General features: G+C 67.9%; 13 protein-coding genes. 5 read left to right on the forward strand and 8 right to left on the reverse strand.

The features are described from left to right. Positions 1–26: 26 nt before the first annotated feature. Both ABZV44_RS14565 and ABZV44_RS14570 read right to left on the reverse strand, forming a co-directional pair. Entirely contained in the window at positions 27–1,646 is a 1,620-nt protein-coding gene (locus tag ABZV44_RS14565) for a peptide chain release factor 3 (protein ID WP_354836044.1), read from the reverse strand. Between the two features lie 98 nt (positions 1,647–1,744). Continuing rightward, the gene (locus ABZV44_RS14570) at positions 1,745–2,314 is read right to left on the reverse strand and encodes a TetR/AcrR family transcriptional regulator (RefSeq protein ID WP_354836046.1); all 570 of its coding nucleotides are present in this window, start codon (positions 2,312–2,314) and stop codon (positions 1,745–1,747) included. Between the two features lie 96 nt (positions 2,315–2,410). Here ABZV44_RS14570 and ABZV44_RS14575 point away from each other — a divergent pair, with 96 nt between their 5' ends. Next, positions 2,411–3,076, forward strand: a complete 666-nt coding sequence (locus tag ABZV44_RS14575) for a lysophospholipid acyltransferase family protein (RefSeq protein WP_354836048.1) — start codon at positions 2,411–2,413, stop codon at positions 3,074–3,076. Positions 3,077–3,173: 97 nt separating this feature from the next. Here ABZV44_RS14575 and ABZV44_RS14580 read toward each other — a convergent pair whose 3' ends face one another. Then, the gene (locus tag ABZV44_RS14580) at positions 3,174–3,653 is read right to left on the reverse strand and encodes a hypothetical protein (protein WP_354836050.1); all 480 of its coding nucleotides are present in this window, start codon (positions 3,651–3,653) and stop codon (positions 3,174–3,176) included. Between the two features lie 179 nt (positions 3,654–3,832). Beyond that, positions 3,833–4,084 (reverse strand): hypothetical protein, encoded by a 252-nt coding sequence (locus ABZV44_RS14585; RefSeq protein WP_354836052.1) that lies wholly within the window; start codon positions 4,082–4,084, stop codon positions 3,833–3,835. Between the two features lie 426 nt (positions 4,085–4,510). Between ABZV44_RS14585 and ABZV44_RS14590 the strand changes: the two genes are divergently transcribed. After that, positions 4,511–5,101: a 50S ribosomal protein L25/general stress protein Ctc gene (locus ABZV44_RS14590; protein WP_354836054.1), complete on the forward strand. Its 591-nt coding sequence runs from the start codon at positions 4,511–4,513 to the stop codon at positions 5,099–5,101. Between the two features lie 25 nt (positions 5,102–5,126). Further along, positions 5,127–5,708 carry an aminoacyl-tRNA hydrolase gene (pth, locus tag ABZV44_RS14595; RefSeq protein WP_354836056.1) on the forward strand — a complete coding sequence of 194 codons (582 nt, stop codon included), beginning with the start codon at positions 5,127–5,129 and terminating at the stop codon, positions 5,706–5,708. Between the two features lie 65 nt (positions 5,709–5,773). Here the strand turns inward: pth and ABZV44_RS14600 are convergent, their stop codons facing one another. Both ABZV44_RS14600 and ABZV44_RS14605 read right to left on the reverse strand, forming a co-directional pair. Next, positions 5,774–6,295 carry a nuclear transport factor 2 family protein gene (locus ABZV44_RS14600; RefSeq protein ID WP_354836058.1) on the reverse strand — a complete coding sequence of 174 codons (522 nt, stop codon included), beginning with the start codon at positions 6,293–6,295 and terminating at the stop codon, positions 5,774–5,776. An 83-nt stretch (positions 6,296–6,378) separates the two neighbouring features. Next, the gene (locus tag ABZV44_RS14605; protein WP_354836060.1) at positions 6,379–7,260 is read right to left on the reverse strand and encodes a DUF4393 domain-containing protein; all 882 of its coding nucleotides are present in this window, start codon (positions 7,258–7,260) and stop codon (positions 6,379–6,381) included. Positions 7,261–7,606: 346 nt separating this feature from the next. Here ABZV44_RS14605 and ABZV44_RS14610 point away from each other — a divergent pair, with 346 nt between their 5' ends. Beyond that, positions 7,607–8,929: a hypothetical protein gene (locus ABZV44_RS14610; RefSeq protein ID WP_354836062.1), complete on the forward strand. Its 1,323-nt coding sequence runs from the start codon at positions 7,607–7,609 to the stop codon at positions 8,927–8,929. After that, a complete protein-coding gene (locus tag ABZV44_RS14615; RefSeq protein ID WP_354836064.1) occupies positions 8,920–9,807 on the forward strand; it encodes an Abi-alpha family protein in 888 nt (295 codons plus the stop codon). Before ABZV44_RS14610 ends, ABZV44_RS14615 begins: the two co-directional genes overlap by 10 nt. A 161-nt stretch (positions 9,808–9,968) precedes the next feature. On the opposite strand, the gene ABZV44_RS14620 is transcribed toward ABZV44_RS14615, so the two are convergent. Both ABZV44_RS14620 and ABZV44_RS14625 read right to left on the reverse strand, forming a co-directional pair. After that, positions 9,969–11,771: an ABC-F family ATP-binding cassette domain-containing protein gene (locus ABZV44_RS14620; protein WP_354836066.1), complete on the reverse strand. Its 1,803-nt coding sequence runs from the start codon at positions 11,769–11,771 to the stop codon at positions 9,969–9,971. A gap of 126 nt (positions 11,772–11,897) precedes the next feature. After that, positions 11,898–12,821, reverse strand: coding sequence for a 4-(cytidine 5'-diphospho)-2-C-methyl-D-erythritol kinase (locus tag ABZV44_RS14625; RefSeq protein WP_354836068.1), 924 nt, complete (start codon positions 12,819–12,821; stop codon positions 11,898–11,900). Positions 12,822–12,931: the final 110 nt, after the last annotated feature.

A 12,931-nucleotide genomic window follows, 5' to 3' on the forward strand; every position in this document is an offset into this window, starting at 1 on the left:
GCCCGGGGGTGGGTCGCGGCACCGGGCTATTCCGTTCCGGCGACCAGGAGTTCGAGGGTCAGCTTCGGCATCTCCTTGGTGATGTACTGCAACCGCCACTTGTCGCTGAACAGCGCGAGCAGCGCACCGTCGGTGCGGGTGAAGACCTCGACACCGCGCTGGCGATTCAGCTCCTCCGCCGATTCCGCATCGGTGCGCCGGGCCAGCTGGTACGGCAGGTGATCGAGCTGGGTCTCGACATTGAACTCGGATTGCATTCGGGCCGTGACGACTTCGAACTGCATGGGACCGACCGCGGCCAGCACCGGCGACTGGTCACCGCGGGCGTCATTGCGCAGCACCTGCACCACGCCCTCGGAGTCGAGCTGATCGATGGCCTTGCGGAACTGCTTGTACTTGCCCGCGGTCTGGGCCCGCAGCGTCGCGAAGTGCTCCGGCGCGAAGGACGGGATCGGCGGGAACTCGACCTTCTTGTCCACGAACAGGGTGTGCCCGGGAGCCAGCGCGGTGGCGTTGACCAGACCGACCACGTCACCCGGGTAGGCGGTGTCGACGGTGGTGCGCTCGCGGCCGAACACCGTCAGCGCGTACTTGGTGGCGAAGGGCCGCCCGGTCTGCGCATGGGTCACCACCATGCCGCGCTCGAACTCACCGGAGACGATGCGCATGAACGCCAGCCGGTCGCGGTGCGCGGTGTCCATGCCCGCCTGCACCTTGAAGATGACAGCGCTGAACGGCGCGGTGGTATCGCGCGGATTGCCCTTGATGTCCTTGCGGCCGCGCGGCGGCGGCGCGAGCTCGACCAGGGTGTCGAGCAGCTGGCGCACACCGAAGTTCAGCATGGCGGAGGCATAGATGACCGGCGAGGTGTGCCCGCCCAGGAACAGTTCCTGATCGTGGTCCTGCCCCGCGGCCGAGAGCAGTTCGCTCTCCTCGGCGGCGGTGGCCCACACATCGCCCTCGCGCTCGGCGGCCTGTTCGGGCGTGAAGTGCTCCTCGGGGGCGATGGTCGCGCCGCCCGCGGTGCGGGTGAAGTGGATGTACTCGGTGGGCGTGCCCTCCTCGCCGCGGCGCAGCAGGCCGCGGAAATCGCCGGCGATGCCGACCGGGAGGAACAGCGGGGTGGGGGTCAGGCCGATGCGCTCGACGATCTCGTCCAGCAGTTCCAGCGGCGCCTGGCCCGGGCGGTCCCACTTGTTGATGACGGTGATGACCGGGATGCCGCGATCACGCGCGACCTGAAAGAGCTTGAGCGTCTGCGGTTCCAGGCCCTTTGCGGCATCGATGAGCATGACCGCCGCGTCCACCGCGGTGAGCACGCGGTAGGTGTCCTCCGAGAAGTCGGAGTGGCCGGGGGTGTCCACCAGGTTGATGACGCAGTCGCCGTACTCGAACTGCAGGGCCGTGGAGCTGACGGAGATACCGCGCGCCTTCTCCATCTCCATCCAGTCGGAGACGGTGGACCGGCGGCCGGCCTTGCCGTGGATCGCGCCCGCCTCGGAGATCATCTTGGCGTGTAGCGCCAGCGCCTCGGTGAGCGTCGATTTACCCGCGTCCGGGTGGGAGATCACCGCGAAGGTGCGCCGCCGCGCCGCCTCGTCGGCCAGCCGACCGGCGGTAGCTGAGGGGGCAGTCGGGGAACTCACGGGGGACTCCTTTTTGTGCAGACGAGGCAACCGCCCCAGGGTACGTGACCGGCCCCTCTGCCCGACCGGCCGGTCCAGCGCCGTCCGGGTCCGGCACGCTATTCGCCGGTTTGCCCTGCGAGGTGCCGGGCGACAGCCTGCGCGACCAGCGCTTCGATATCGGTCCCCGGCGCGATCGCCTCGATACTGCGATTCGCGACCACCACCGCGATGCCGTGCAGCTGGGTCCACAGGCTCAGGGCTCGCTCGTCCGCGCCGTCGCGCACGCACTCGGCGACCAGTGCCCGCCAGCTTGCGAACATGGGCAGTGTCGTGTTCACCCGCAGGTTCTCGCCGGCGCCCTCCAGCAGGTCGTGGCGGAACATGAGGGTGAACATCTCCGGCCGCGCGGCCGCGAAGCCGATGTAGGCCAGGCAGGTGAGTCGCACCCGCGCCGGGGCCGTATCACCCTGCACCGCATCGATTTCGGTCCGCAGGTCGGCGTAGCCACGCGCGGCGATGGCGGCCAGCAGGGCGCTGTGGGTGGGGAAGTATCGCCGGGGGGCGCCGTGCGAGACCCCCGCCTCACGGGCGATGGCGCGGAGGCCGAGCTCGCCGGAGCCGACCTCCTCGAGCAGGGCGACCCCCGCGGTCACCAGGCGTTCCCGCAGCGGCTCGAGCGAAGTCATGCGTCACATTCTCCCAATAGGGGTAGACAGTGTCTACTCGGGTCCGGTAGGACAGTGAGTAGACATTGTCTACGGGCACGATTCGGGAGGCATTCCATGTGGTACTGGCTACTGAAGCAGGTATTGGTGGGGCCGGTGCTGCGACTCCTCGGGCGACCGAAGATCGAAGGGCTGCACCATGTTCCGAAGGACGGCCCGGTGATCATCGCGGCGAACCATCTGGCCGTGGTGGACTCGTTCTACCTGTGCCTGGTGCTGCGCCGCAGGGTCACCTTCATCGCCAAGCAGGAATACTTCACCGGGGGCGGCTTGCGCGGCCGCATCAATCGGTTCGTCATGAATGCCACCGGCCAGGTGCCGGTGGATCGCAGCGGCGGCACCGCGGGATCGGATTCACTGGCCGCCGCGGTCCGTATTCTCAGGTCGGGCGGTATCTGGGGCATTCACCCCGAGGGGACCCGCTCACCCGACGGCCGCGTCTACCGCGGACGCACCGGCGCTGTCCGGGTGGCCATGGAGACCGGCGCTCCCGTCATCCCCGTCGTGCTGTCCGGCACCGATCGGGTCAATCCGCGCAATCGGCGCTTCCTGCGCCCGGCCAAGGTGGGCATCTCCTTCGGCCACCCGCGCTATATCCCGCCCGCCGATCCGCCGGCCGTGCGCCGGGCCACCGACGAGCTGATGGCGGATATCGTGCGCCGCTCCGGCCGCCCGTACGTCGATTGCTACGCGGCCACATTCAAGGCCGCAGACGCCGCGTAATGGACAGGGCCGGGTATATCGAGACGGCCCGGTATACAGAACAGCCGGTTGCCCGGACCCCCGCGCGGGTCCGGGCAACCGGCCGTCGGCCGGAACGTCAGCTCACCTGAGAGGAAGCGCCGAGGCTGCTCAGCAGGTTGCTGATCAGCGGGATCAGCGAGCCCGCGCTACCGGTTCCGGTCGTGGTGGTGGTCGTCGAAGGGTCGGAGACGGTGACATCCACCGGGCCGGAGGTCGGCACCGACTGGGAGCCGCCGCTCAGCACCACCCACAGGTGATGCGAGCCCGAGGTGGCCGGGGTCCACTGCACGGACGCCTGGGTGGAGCCCGAGGAGGTCGCCGAGCCGACCGACACCGTGGTGTTGGAGGCGTTGGTGTCGTACACGTTGGCGGTAACGCCGGGAACGCCGGTGATGATGTTGATGGTGTACGCCGTGCCGGTCTGGAAGTTGCTGCCGACCACGGTCATACCGTTGTTGGAGGTGTCCGCGGCGGCGAACGGGGCGGTGAGGGCGACGGTGGCGGAGATGGCTGCGATGCCCGCGGCGCTCAGACCGAACCGGCGGATGTTCTTCATGAATCTGTTTCCTTACTTCGAAGACAAGCTACTCAGCGTGCCGATCAAATTGCCTAGCACCGGAAAGGAATCTCCGCCACGGAAGCGGGATTACCCGCAGTAACGGTGGCGGTGATCCGCACCGGTTGCGACAACGAGGCAAACAGACAGCCGGCCGCCGGTTGCCGTGCTGATTTTGGTCAGCCGACGGCGGACGAACTGCCGGTCGACGTCGAAGTGCCATGGCCACCCAGGTTGCCCAGACTGCTCAGGATGTTGTTGATGAGCGGACCCAGGCTGCTGGCGCTGCCGGTTCCTCCGGTTCCGCCCGAGTTGGACGGGGGGCAGTTGGCATTCGAATCGGCCGCGGCGACCGGGGCGGTGAGAGCGACGGTAGCGGAGACAGCGGCGATGCCCACGGCACTCAGACCGAACCGGCGGATGTTCTTCATCAAACTGATCCTTACTCGGAAGACAAGCTACTCAGCCTGTCGTTCGAATTGCCCGGCACCGGAAATGGGGGACGCATTTCCCTATGGCGCAAAGCATTCCCCGCGAGGCGGAGTGATGCGAAATGGTAGTGTGTCAGATTGCGGGAAACAAGAGTGGAAATATTCCTGTGCAATTCCTGGGAACGCCCGCCCCGCACCCGGTCGTCGAGGGGGTGCCGCAGAGACGTTCCGGCCGCATGTTAGAGTCTTCAGGTTGTCTCGGCGAGGGTGTGGCACCCAACTGCCCACCGTGATCGACGCGGCTCGGCCTATACGGCCGTCCATGTTGGTCTTCGCCGACGAGCAGACCAACCTCAGCCAGGGCGGCCCCGTCGCCTGGCGACACGCTGACATTACAGCCGGACGAGCCGTAGGGAGTAGACAGTCATGTCCGACGCCAACCTTCTCGAAGCCACCGTACGCACCGAGTTCGGCAAGGGCGCTGCCCGCCGTACCCGCCGCGACGGCAATGTCCCGGCCGTGCTCTACGGCCACAACGAGGAGCCGCAGCACCTGTCGGTGAACGCCCAGGCGTTCGCTGCCATCCTGCGTGAGCACGGCACCAACGCCGTCCTGAACCTCGACATCAACGGCAAGAAGCAGCTGGCGCTGACCAAGTCGGTCGTCGTCCACCCGATCCGCCGCTACATCGAGCACGCCGACCTGCTGATCGTGCGCCGCGGCGAGAAGGTCACCGCCGACGTGCTCGTCGCCCTGGTCGGCGACGCCGCCCCCGGCACCCTGGTCACCCAGGACGCCACCACCCTGTCCATCGAGGCCGAGGCTCTGAACATCCCCGAGTCCATCGAGGTCTCGATCGAGGGCGCCGAGGCCGGCACCCAGATCACCGCCGGCCAGATCGAGCTGCCGAAGGGTGTCGCCCTGGCCGGTGACGCCGAGGCCCTGATCGTCAACATCATCGCCGCCCCGGCCGCCGCCGAGGAAGAGGCCGCCGCTTCCGAGGAAGCCGCGGAGTAACTCCCTACTCCCACAACGGTTCTCGATGACCGAGGCAACGGCCGGGCCCGCGCTGGTGGTCGGTCTGGGTAATCCCGGATCCGAATACGAGCGCACCCGGCACAATGTCGGTTTCCTGGTCGCCGATGTGCTCGCGGAGCGCGTCGGCGGCCGATTCACCGTGCACAAGAAGTCCGGCGCGGATCTGCTCGAGGCCCGCCTGGACGGGCGCAAGGTGTTGCTGGCCAAGCCGCGCACCTACATGAACCTGTCCGGGCGGCCCGTCGCGGCGCTGGCCAAATTCTTCTCCGTGCCCGCCACCGAGGTGATCGTCGTCCACGACGAGCTCGACCTCCCCTTCGGCGCCATCCGCCTCAAGCGCGGCGGCGGCGAGGGCGGGCACAATGGGCTGCGCTCCATCTCGCAGGCCCTCACCACCAAGGATTATCTGCGCGTCCGCTTCGGCATCGGCCGCCCGCCGGGGCGCCAGGATCCCGCGGACTACGTCCTCAAGCCCTTCTCCGCGCCGGAACGCAAAGAGGTTCCGGTGATCGTCGAGCAGACCGCCGACGCGGTCGAACTGCTGCTGCGTGTGGGCTTGGAAACCGCGCAGAACCAGCTGCACTGACGCGCAACGCATTCGGCGCAGGCGACAGTGACACGTTCGCTGCAGTGAGCAGCGGCCCGATGCCGTCAGCCGATCGTGCTCGTCCCGTCCGAGCTGGGTTCGGTGCGCGGCGATTCCGCGGGTTCGCGGGCGATCAGCCCCCAGCGGCTCGAGGTCAGGCGCAGGCTGGGCAGATCCGACAGGGACAGCACCACCTCATAGGTGCGCTCGTATCCGGTGTGCGCGATGCGCCACTGCCCGTCGTCGCAGCGGACGTAGCGGTCCGAATAGAACGCCGCGCCGCGGAGCAGCATGTTGTGTCCCGGGATGAGGACGGTGTCGGCCAGGTACCAGGTGCCGGTGGCCTCGTCGCCGTGAACGTCGATTTCCGGGTGGTCGCAGCGATGTTCGGTGATGACGTGCGGGCCCAGGGTGTTGCGCATGAAGGCCAGGAAGGCGTCGCGCGATTCGAACTGGAGGTACTCGCTGTAGGTGGCGGTGGCCTCCGGAATCATCGTGTCGGCGAACTCGTCCCACGCCTTCGTGTCGAGCGCGCGCAGGTAACGGAACTTCAGCCGGCTGATCGCCGCGACGGCATCGGAATCCATACCTTCAACCATCCCATCAGGTGTAGGAAACCTTCAGGGATCGGCACGGATTTGTACCGGATCGCTATCAGCCGGATACCGACTCAGCCGTTGATGCTGAAGCAGGTGTTGCAGAAATCCTCGCCGAACTCGGTCAGACGCAGACTCTTTCGCACGATCTTGGGCACGCGACCGGCCTTTTTCAGCGCCTGCTCCACGACGGGCTGCACCTCGAGCACCATGTATCGCGACAAAACGACCGGATCTTCCGAGGTCATGGTGAGACCGAGGCGGTTCAGATTGATCAGGTAGTGCCGGGCCCGATCCGGGTAGCGGACGCCGGACTGCTCCGGAACCGAGGTCAGGTCCCCGGCGACCAGCTCGGAACCGATGCCCAGCGGCCGGTTGGTACGGACGTCCACCGACGGCTGCGGACCCTGCAGCGCCATGAAGCGCAGAATCCGAGCCTCGTCGGGGGCGAGTTGATCGAGGATCCGGTCGTAGGCCGGGTGCACGTCCTCGGTGAAATAGACGTCGGCAGACCGGGCCAGCAGCGCGTCGCCGCGCCGGCGCAGGTCCTCGTTGGTGACCGAGCGCACCAGGCCGTTGGTGATGGCCGCCTGCGGCGCGCCCATGGGAGTCGGTACGTAACTGACGATCTCGCGCACCGAACCCTCGGTGACACCGAGGGCGCTGCGCGCGATGGACCGCAGCGCCGCCCCCGTGCGCTCGGCGATATCGGCCGACGACTCGCCGTCCAGCGCGGCCTGCGTCAGCTGTTTGGTGATCTCGAAGCTGGTGCCGACGGCCCACTCGGTCCCCCGCACCGCGGTGCCGACCGCCAGGCCGGCGGCCCGGAAGGCGCCGCGGATCAGCCGGGCCTCATTGCTGATCTGCCGCTTCTCCACATCCGAACTGCGTTCTACGGCACGGGGTCCCGGACGGGCCACGTCCTGCCCCGGGATCCTGTCTTCCGCCACGTCCATCTCCGAATATCGCCAGGTGAACACAATCGTCCACAGATTATTGCCCCCGACGGACCTTCGGGCACGTTGAACCCGCGAGCCAGACGAAGGTTACCCCAGTCCACGTCCGCCGCAGAACGACGCACATGACCCCCAACACGACCGCACAGGGCGCGATATGGATGTGGTCCGTGCCATTCTCGTGTTCCTATCGAGAGAGAGGAACATCGAGCCCGGCCAGTGTGACCGAGATCTCCGACTCAGACACTCCCCGCTGGACTCGATTCCTAAAGAACCAGTAAGGTCCGAACCGCCGAGGGGTTGTCAACGCCAACGGCGGTGCGTTGCGGGTCGGCAGGAGGGTGTCGTGCTGGAAAGTGTCTTTGGGGTGCGTCCGACCATCCTCTTGGAATTGATCACCATCCCGTTGTTCACGGGCGTGATCGGCTATATCACCAACTGGACCGGTGTGCTCATGCTGTTCAAGCCGATCCGGTTCCACGGGTTTCGGCTGCCGGGCCTGGCTGCGTTGTTTCCATTGCTGCCCAAGCGCATTCAGGTGCTGCCATTGCTGCAGTACGACGGCCGGATCGGCTGGCAGGGCATCGTGCCGTCGCGGGCGGACAAGATGGCCAGCATCGCGGTGGACAAAGGGCTGGCGAAACTCGGCAGCGTCGCGGATTTCTATCGGGAACTGGAACCCGACAAGCTCGCTGAACATTTTGTTGAAATTGCGGACCTTCAGATTCGCGACATTGTCGAGGACATCCTGAAGCGCGAACATCCGCAGCTCTGGTACAACCTGCCGACCGGTCTGCGTGAGATGGTGCACAGCCGCGTACGGGAACAGTTGCCCGATATTCTCCGGGAACTCACCGATGAACTCGGCAAGAACATCGATCAGCTGCTGGACGTCAAGTCGATGACCATTCGCTACTTCCAGGCGCGGCCGCAGATGCTGAACTCGGTGTTCCAGGTGCTGGGCGCCAAGGAACTGCGATTCATGCAGAACTTCGGCTTCTACTTCGGTGCGCCCATGGGTCTGGTGCTGGTCGCCATCCTGCACTTCACCGGCTGGTCGTCGCTGGTGGTGCTGCCGGTCGGCGGGGTGATCATCGGCTGGGTGGTGAACTGGATCGGCATCAACCTGATCTTCGAGCCCGCCTACCCGAAGTGGTGGTGCCCGTGGCGGCAGGGCCTGCTCATCAAACGGCAGCCGGAGATCACCGAGGGGTACGCGGCCCTGGTGGCCAGCGAGATCATGACGGTCGCCAATATCGGTGACGAGCTGCTCAACGGGCCGCGCGCCGACCGCACCATGCAGATGCTCCAGGACACCCTCAAGCCCGCGGCCGACCGGGCGCTCGGACCGGCCCGGTCGGTGGTCAAGTTCGCGCTGGGCAGCCGCGAGTACGACTCGCTGCAGGACACCTTCACCTCCGAGGCGATGACCATCGCGCCGATCGCCTTCGCCGACCCGGCCTTCAATGTGCAGCAGGGCAAGCAGGTGCAGGAGTACATCGCCAAACAAATGTCGGCGCTGCCCCCGCCGGAGTTCGTGGACATGCTGCGTTCGGCCATCAAACAGGACGAATGGCTTTTGTTCGTCCATGGCGGCGCGCTGGGCCTGTTCGCCGGTTACGCTCACCTCCTGATCTTCGGAACAGGAGTGGCCACCTCATGGATATGACCGACCCGTCCACCGGTGGGCGCGCCGAATCAGGTTCGGGCGAGGACGATCCCGCCGATACCGGCACCGACATCGCTGTTCGGCAGGCCGCGCCGCTGCCGGTGCCGGTCGACACGGCCGAGCGCCGGGGCGCGGCCGGGCCGGTGCGCACCGCTACCGGGGTGGTGCGAGTGGCGATGTCGGCCGCGGTCGAGGCGAGCTTCTGGAGCGTGCAGACCGCGCTGGGCGTGACCTCGGTGGTGCTGCGCGGCAGCATGGCCGGGCAGCCGCCGCGCGAGATCCTCTCCGATGCCGGTGCGCAGGTGCGGCATTCGGTCCGGCAGGCGCTGGGCGTGACCGCGCCCGAGGCCGCCGAGATCGCCCCCGAGTCGAGTCCCGCCAGCGTGCTGCGCGCCCGCGGCGCCGAATTGCTGCGCCGCTCCGCCGATTTCCACACCGAGGACGACAACCACCATCACACCGCGTACGCCCGCATCCTGGGCGAGCTCGCGCCCGACGAGGCGCGCGTGGTGCGGCACCTGTACCTGGACGGGCCGCAGCCCGCGGTGGAGGTGAAGACCGGGCGGACGGCCTACCGGGGCGTTTTCAACCTGCTGGGCGAGGATGCCGCGCTGCGGTATCCGAACCGGATCGACGAATATCTGACGAATCTGGACCGGCTGGGCCTGATCGACATCACCCGCGAGGCACTGGGCAATCCGAACCGCTACCAGTTGCTCGAGGCCATGCCGGAGGTGCGCCGGCTGCTCAAGCGAGCCAGCTTCGGCACCAAGGTGATGTACCGGACCATCGAATTGACCTCGTTCGGAGCGGGATTCACCCGCACCTGCTTGCCGGTCCCGTCGCTGGACCCGCAGGTGCTCGAACAGCACGGGTAGAGCTCCGGTTGCGCCCCGCGCAACGCGTATGCCAGGGCGACAACTCATTTCGTGACCGGTTGGGGTACCTCGCCGGGTACGTCCGAAATCGGTTCGCCCCCAACCGCCGGCACGGATGCGTAGCGGATAACGGCTCCCGGCCGCCTGCTGTCGGGGGCGGGCTAGCTGTCGGCGAGTTCGAGCCAGCGCTCTTCTGTGGCTTCCTTTTCCGCTTGCACCTGCTTGAGTTCCGCGCCGAGCGTGACCAGCTTGTCCGGCTCGGTGGCCGCCTCGGCCAGGGCCGCGTGCAGCTTGTCCTCGCGGTCGGTGAGTTTCTCCAGGGCGCGTTCCAGCTTGGCCAGCTCCTTGCGGATCGCGCGGTAGGCGGCCGAATCCGTCGCCGGGGCGGTGGAATTCGCGCCGGCCGGGGCTGCCTTGACCGGAACGGCCGCCTTGCCCGCGGTGAGGCCGGCGCGCTTGCGCAGGTACTCCTCGATGCCGCCGGGCAGGTTGGTGAGCTTGCCGTCGCCGAACAGCGCCCAGGTGGAATCGCAGATGCGCTCGATCAGGTAGCGGTCGTGGGAGATCACCACCAGGGTGCCCGCCCAGCCGTCGAGCATGTCCTCGAGCTGCTGGAGGGTGTCGATGTCGAGGTCGTTGGTGGGCTCGTCGAGCAGCAGCACATTGGGCTCGGCCATGAGGATGCGGGTCAGCTGCAGGCGGCGGCGTTCGCCACCGGACAGGTCGCCGACCGGGGTGCGCTGCTTGGCCGGGGTGAAGCCGAGCCGCTCGGCCAGCTGGCCGGCGCTGATCTCCTTGTCGCCCAGCATCATGCGCTGCGCCACGTCCTGAACCGCCTCCAGCACCCGCATGTTCAGCGGCAGGTCGTCGAGTTCCTGACGCAGCCAGCCGATCTTGACGGTCTGGCCCTGGATCCGCTTGCCGGACTTCGGGTCCGCGTCGCCGGCGAGCGCGCGCAGCAGCGTGGTCTTGCCCGACCCGTTCACGCCGACCAGGCCGACGCGCTCGCCCGGGGCGAGCCGCCAGGTCAGGTCGGTCACCAGTTCCCGGCCGTCCGGGGTGGCGAGGGTGGCGTCCTCGAGCTCGATCACCACGCGGCCCAGGCGCTTTCGCGCGAAGGAGGCCAGCTCGACGGTGTCGCGCGGCGGCGGCACATTGGCGATCAGGGCCTCGGCGGCCTCGATGCGGTAGCGCGGCTTGGAGGTCCGGGCGGGCGCGCCGCGGCGCAGCCACGCGAGTTCCTTGCGGGCCAGGTTCTGGCGGCGGGCCTCGCTGGCGTCGGCCTGGCGGACGCGTTCGGCGCGGGCGAAGATCCAGTCGTTGTAGCCGCCCTCGTAGGTCTCGACCCGGCCGCCCTGCACCTCCCAGGTGCGGGTGGCGACGGTGTCGAGGAACCAGCGGTCGTGGGTGACGACCACCAGCGCGCTGCGGCGGTTCAGCAGGTGCTCGGCCAGCCACTGCACGCCCTCGACGTCGAGGTGGTTGGTGGGCTCGTCGAGGACCAGCAGGTCGAGATCGCGGACCAGGGCGGCGGCCAGGGCGGTGCGGCGGCGCTCGCCGCCGGAGAGGTTGGCCACGGGGGTGTCCATGCCGAGGTCGGCGATGCCGATGCCCTCGACCACGGATCGGATGCGCGGATTGGCGGCCCATTCGTGTTCGGCGACACCGTCGGTGCGCTGATCCTCGGCCAGGCCCGCGAGCACGACCTCGCCGACGGTCGCACCTTCGGGCAGCATGCCGCGCTGGGTGACGACGGCCATGCGCAGATCACCGCGACGGCTGACGCGCCCCGAGTCCGGGTCTTCGATTCCGGTCAGCACTTCCAGCAGCGTGGTCTTGCCGCCACCGTTGAGACCGACGACACCGATCCGCTCCCCCTCCTGAACCCCGAGGGAGATGCTGTCGAGCAGCGGCTTGATGCCGAAGCTCTTGCTGACCGCTTCCAGGTTGATCAGGTTGGCCATGAACAATTCCGCCTCTCCGCGCCTTTCGCCGAACCGAAAGAGCCTACTCACCTCACGTTGCGGACCGGCGGTCACGTACGGGGAGACTTGGCCCGTACCCGACGAGTTACCCGGAACCTTACGAAATCAGTTGTCGCCTGCGATTCGGCGTGCGCCCGGGACCGGGCCGTGGGCGGTGCGCACGCTGCGGCTGACTCCGGCGCCCGCGAGTTCGGCGGCGACGGTGACCGCGGCCTCCTCGCTCTCGCACAGGAAGGCGCAGGTCGGGCCGGAGCCGGAGACGATGCCCGCGAGGGCTCCGGCGGTGACGCCCGCGCGCAGGGTGCGGCGCAGTTCGGGTTTCAGCGAGAGTGCCGCGGCCTGGAGGTCGTTGCCGAGCAGCGGGGCGAGCTGTTTGGCCTCGCCGGAGGCCAGCGCCTGCAACAGCTCCTCCGGGCTGCCGAGTCGCGGCGGGTCGCCGGCTTCGCGCAGGCGGTCGAGTTCGCGGAAGACGGCCGGGGTGGACAGGCCGTCCTTGGCCAGGGCCAGCACCCAGTGAAAGGTGTTGCGGGACAACACCGGCAGCAGTTCCTCGCCGCGGCCGCGGCCGAGGGCGGTGCCGCCGTGCAGGGAGAAGGGGACGTCGCTGCCGAGTTCGGCCGCGATATCGGACAATTCGGTGCGCCCGAGGCCGAGTTCCCACAGGTCGTTCAGGCCGACCAGGGCCGCGGCGGCGTCGGCGCTCCCGCCGGCCATGCCGCCCGCCACCGGAATGCCCTTGGTGATGGCGAATTCCACCAGCGGGGCGCGTCCGGCCATATCGGCCAGCTTGACGGCGGCCTGCCAGACCAGATTGCCGCGATCGGTGGGAACCTCGTCGGCCCCCTCGCCGACAACCTTCACGCGTAGCGCCGAGGACGGCGAGATCTGCACGTCGTCGCTGAGCGATAACGCCTGGAACACCGTGGTGAGGTCGTGGTAGCCGTCCTCGCGCAGGTCGCCCACCCCGAGGTGCAGATTCACCTTCGCGGGCGCGCGCACGACGAGGGGGCTGGGCACAACTGAGAGCACGCGCACAGCCTAGTCGACAGATTTCCCGTTCGAATACTTGCGCCCGGTACCCATGGGGGGTATGTTTCTGGGTGTCGGGGATACCCCCTCACCGTATGAACAGCGAGCGA

It is taken from the genome of Nocardia sp. NPDC004860, from assembly GCF_040609015.1.
GTDB lineage: Bacteria > Actinomycetota > Actinomycetes > Mycobacteriales > Mycobacteriaceae > Nocardia.

Bases quoted from the DNA above. Each gene is read 5' to 3' on its own strand.
- ABZV44_RS14570 (WP_354836046.1), bottom strand. From the start codon at position 2,314: ATGACTTCGCTCGAGCCGCTGCGGGAACGCCTGGTGACCGCGGGGGTC.
- ABZV44_RS14575 (WP_354836048.1), top strand. From the start codon at position 2,411: ATGTGGTACTGGCTACTGAAGCAGGTATTGGTGGGGCCGGTGCTGCGA.
- ABZV44_RS14580 (WP_354836050.1), bottom strand. From the start codon at position 3,653: ATGAAGAACATCCGCCGGTTCGGTCTGAGCGCCGCGGGCATCGCAGCC.
- ABZV44_RS14585 (WP_354836052.1), bottom strand. From the start codon at position 4,084: ATGAAGAACATCCGCCGGTTCGGTCTGAGTGCCGTGGGCATCGCCGCT.
- ABZV44_RS14590 (WP_354836054.1), top strand. From the start codon at position 4,511: ATGTCCGACGCCAACCTTCTCGAAGCCACCGTACGCACCGAGTTCGGC.
- pth (WP_354836056.1), top strand. From the start codon at position 5,127: ATGACCGAGGCAACGGCCGGGCCCGCGCTGGTGGTCGGTCTGGGTAAT.
- ABZV44_RS14600 (WP_354836058.1), bottom strand. From the start codon at position 6,295: ATGGATTCCGATGCCGTCGCGGCGATCAGCCGGCTGAAGTTCCGTTAC.
- ABZV44_RS14605 (WP_354836060.1), bottom strand. From the start codon at position 7,260: ATGGACGTGGCGGAAGACAGGATCCCGGGGCAGGACGTGGCCCGTCCG.
- ABZV44_RS14615 (WP_354836064.1), top strand. From the start codon at position 8,920: ATGGATATGACCGACCCGTCCACCGGTGGGCGCGCCGAATCAGGTTCG.
- ABZV44_RS14620 (WP_354836066.1), bottom strand. From the start codon at position 11,771: ATGGCCAACCTGATCAACCTGGAAGCGGTCAGCAAGAGCTTCGGCATC.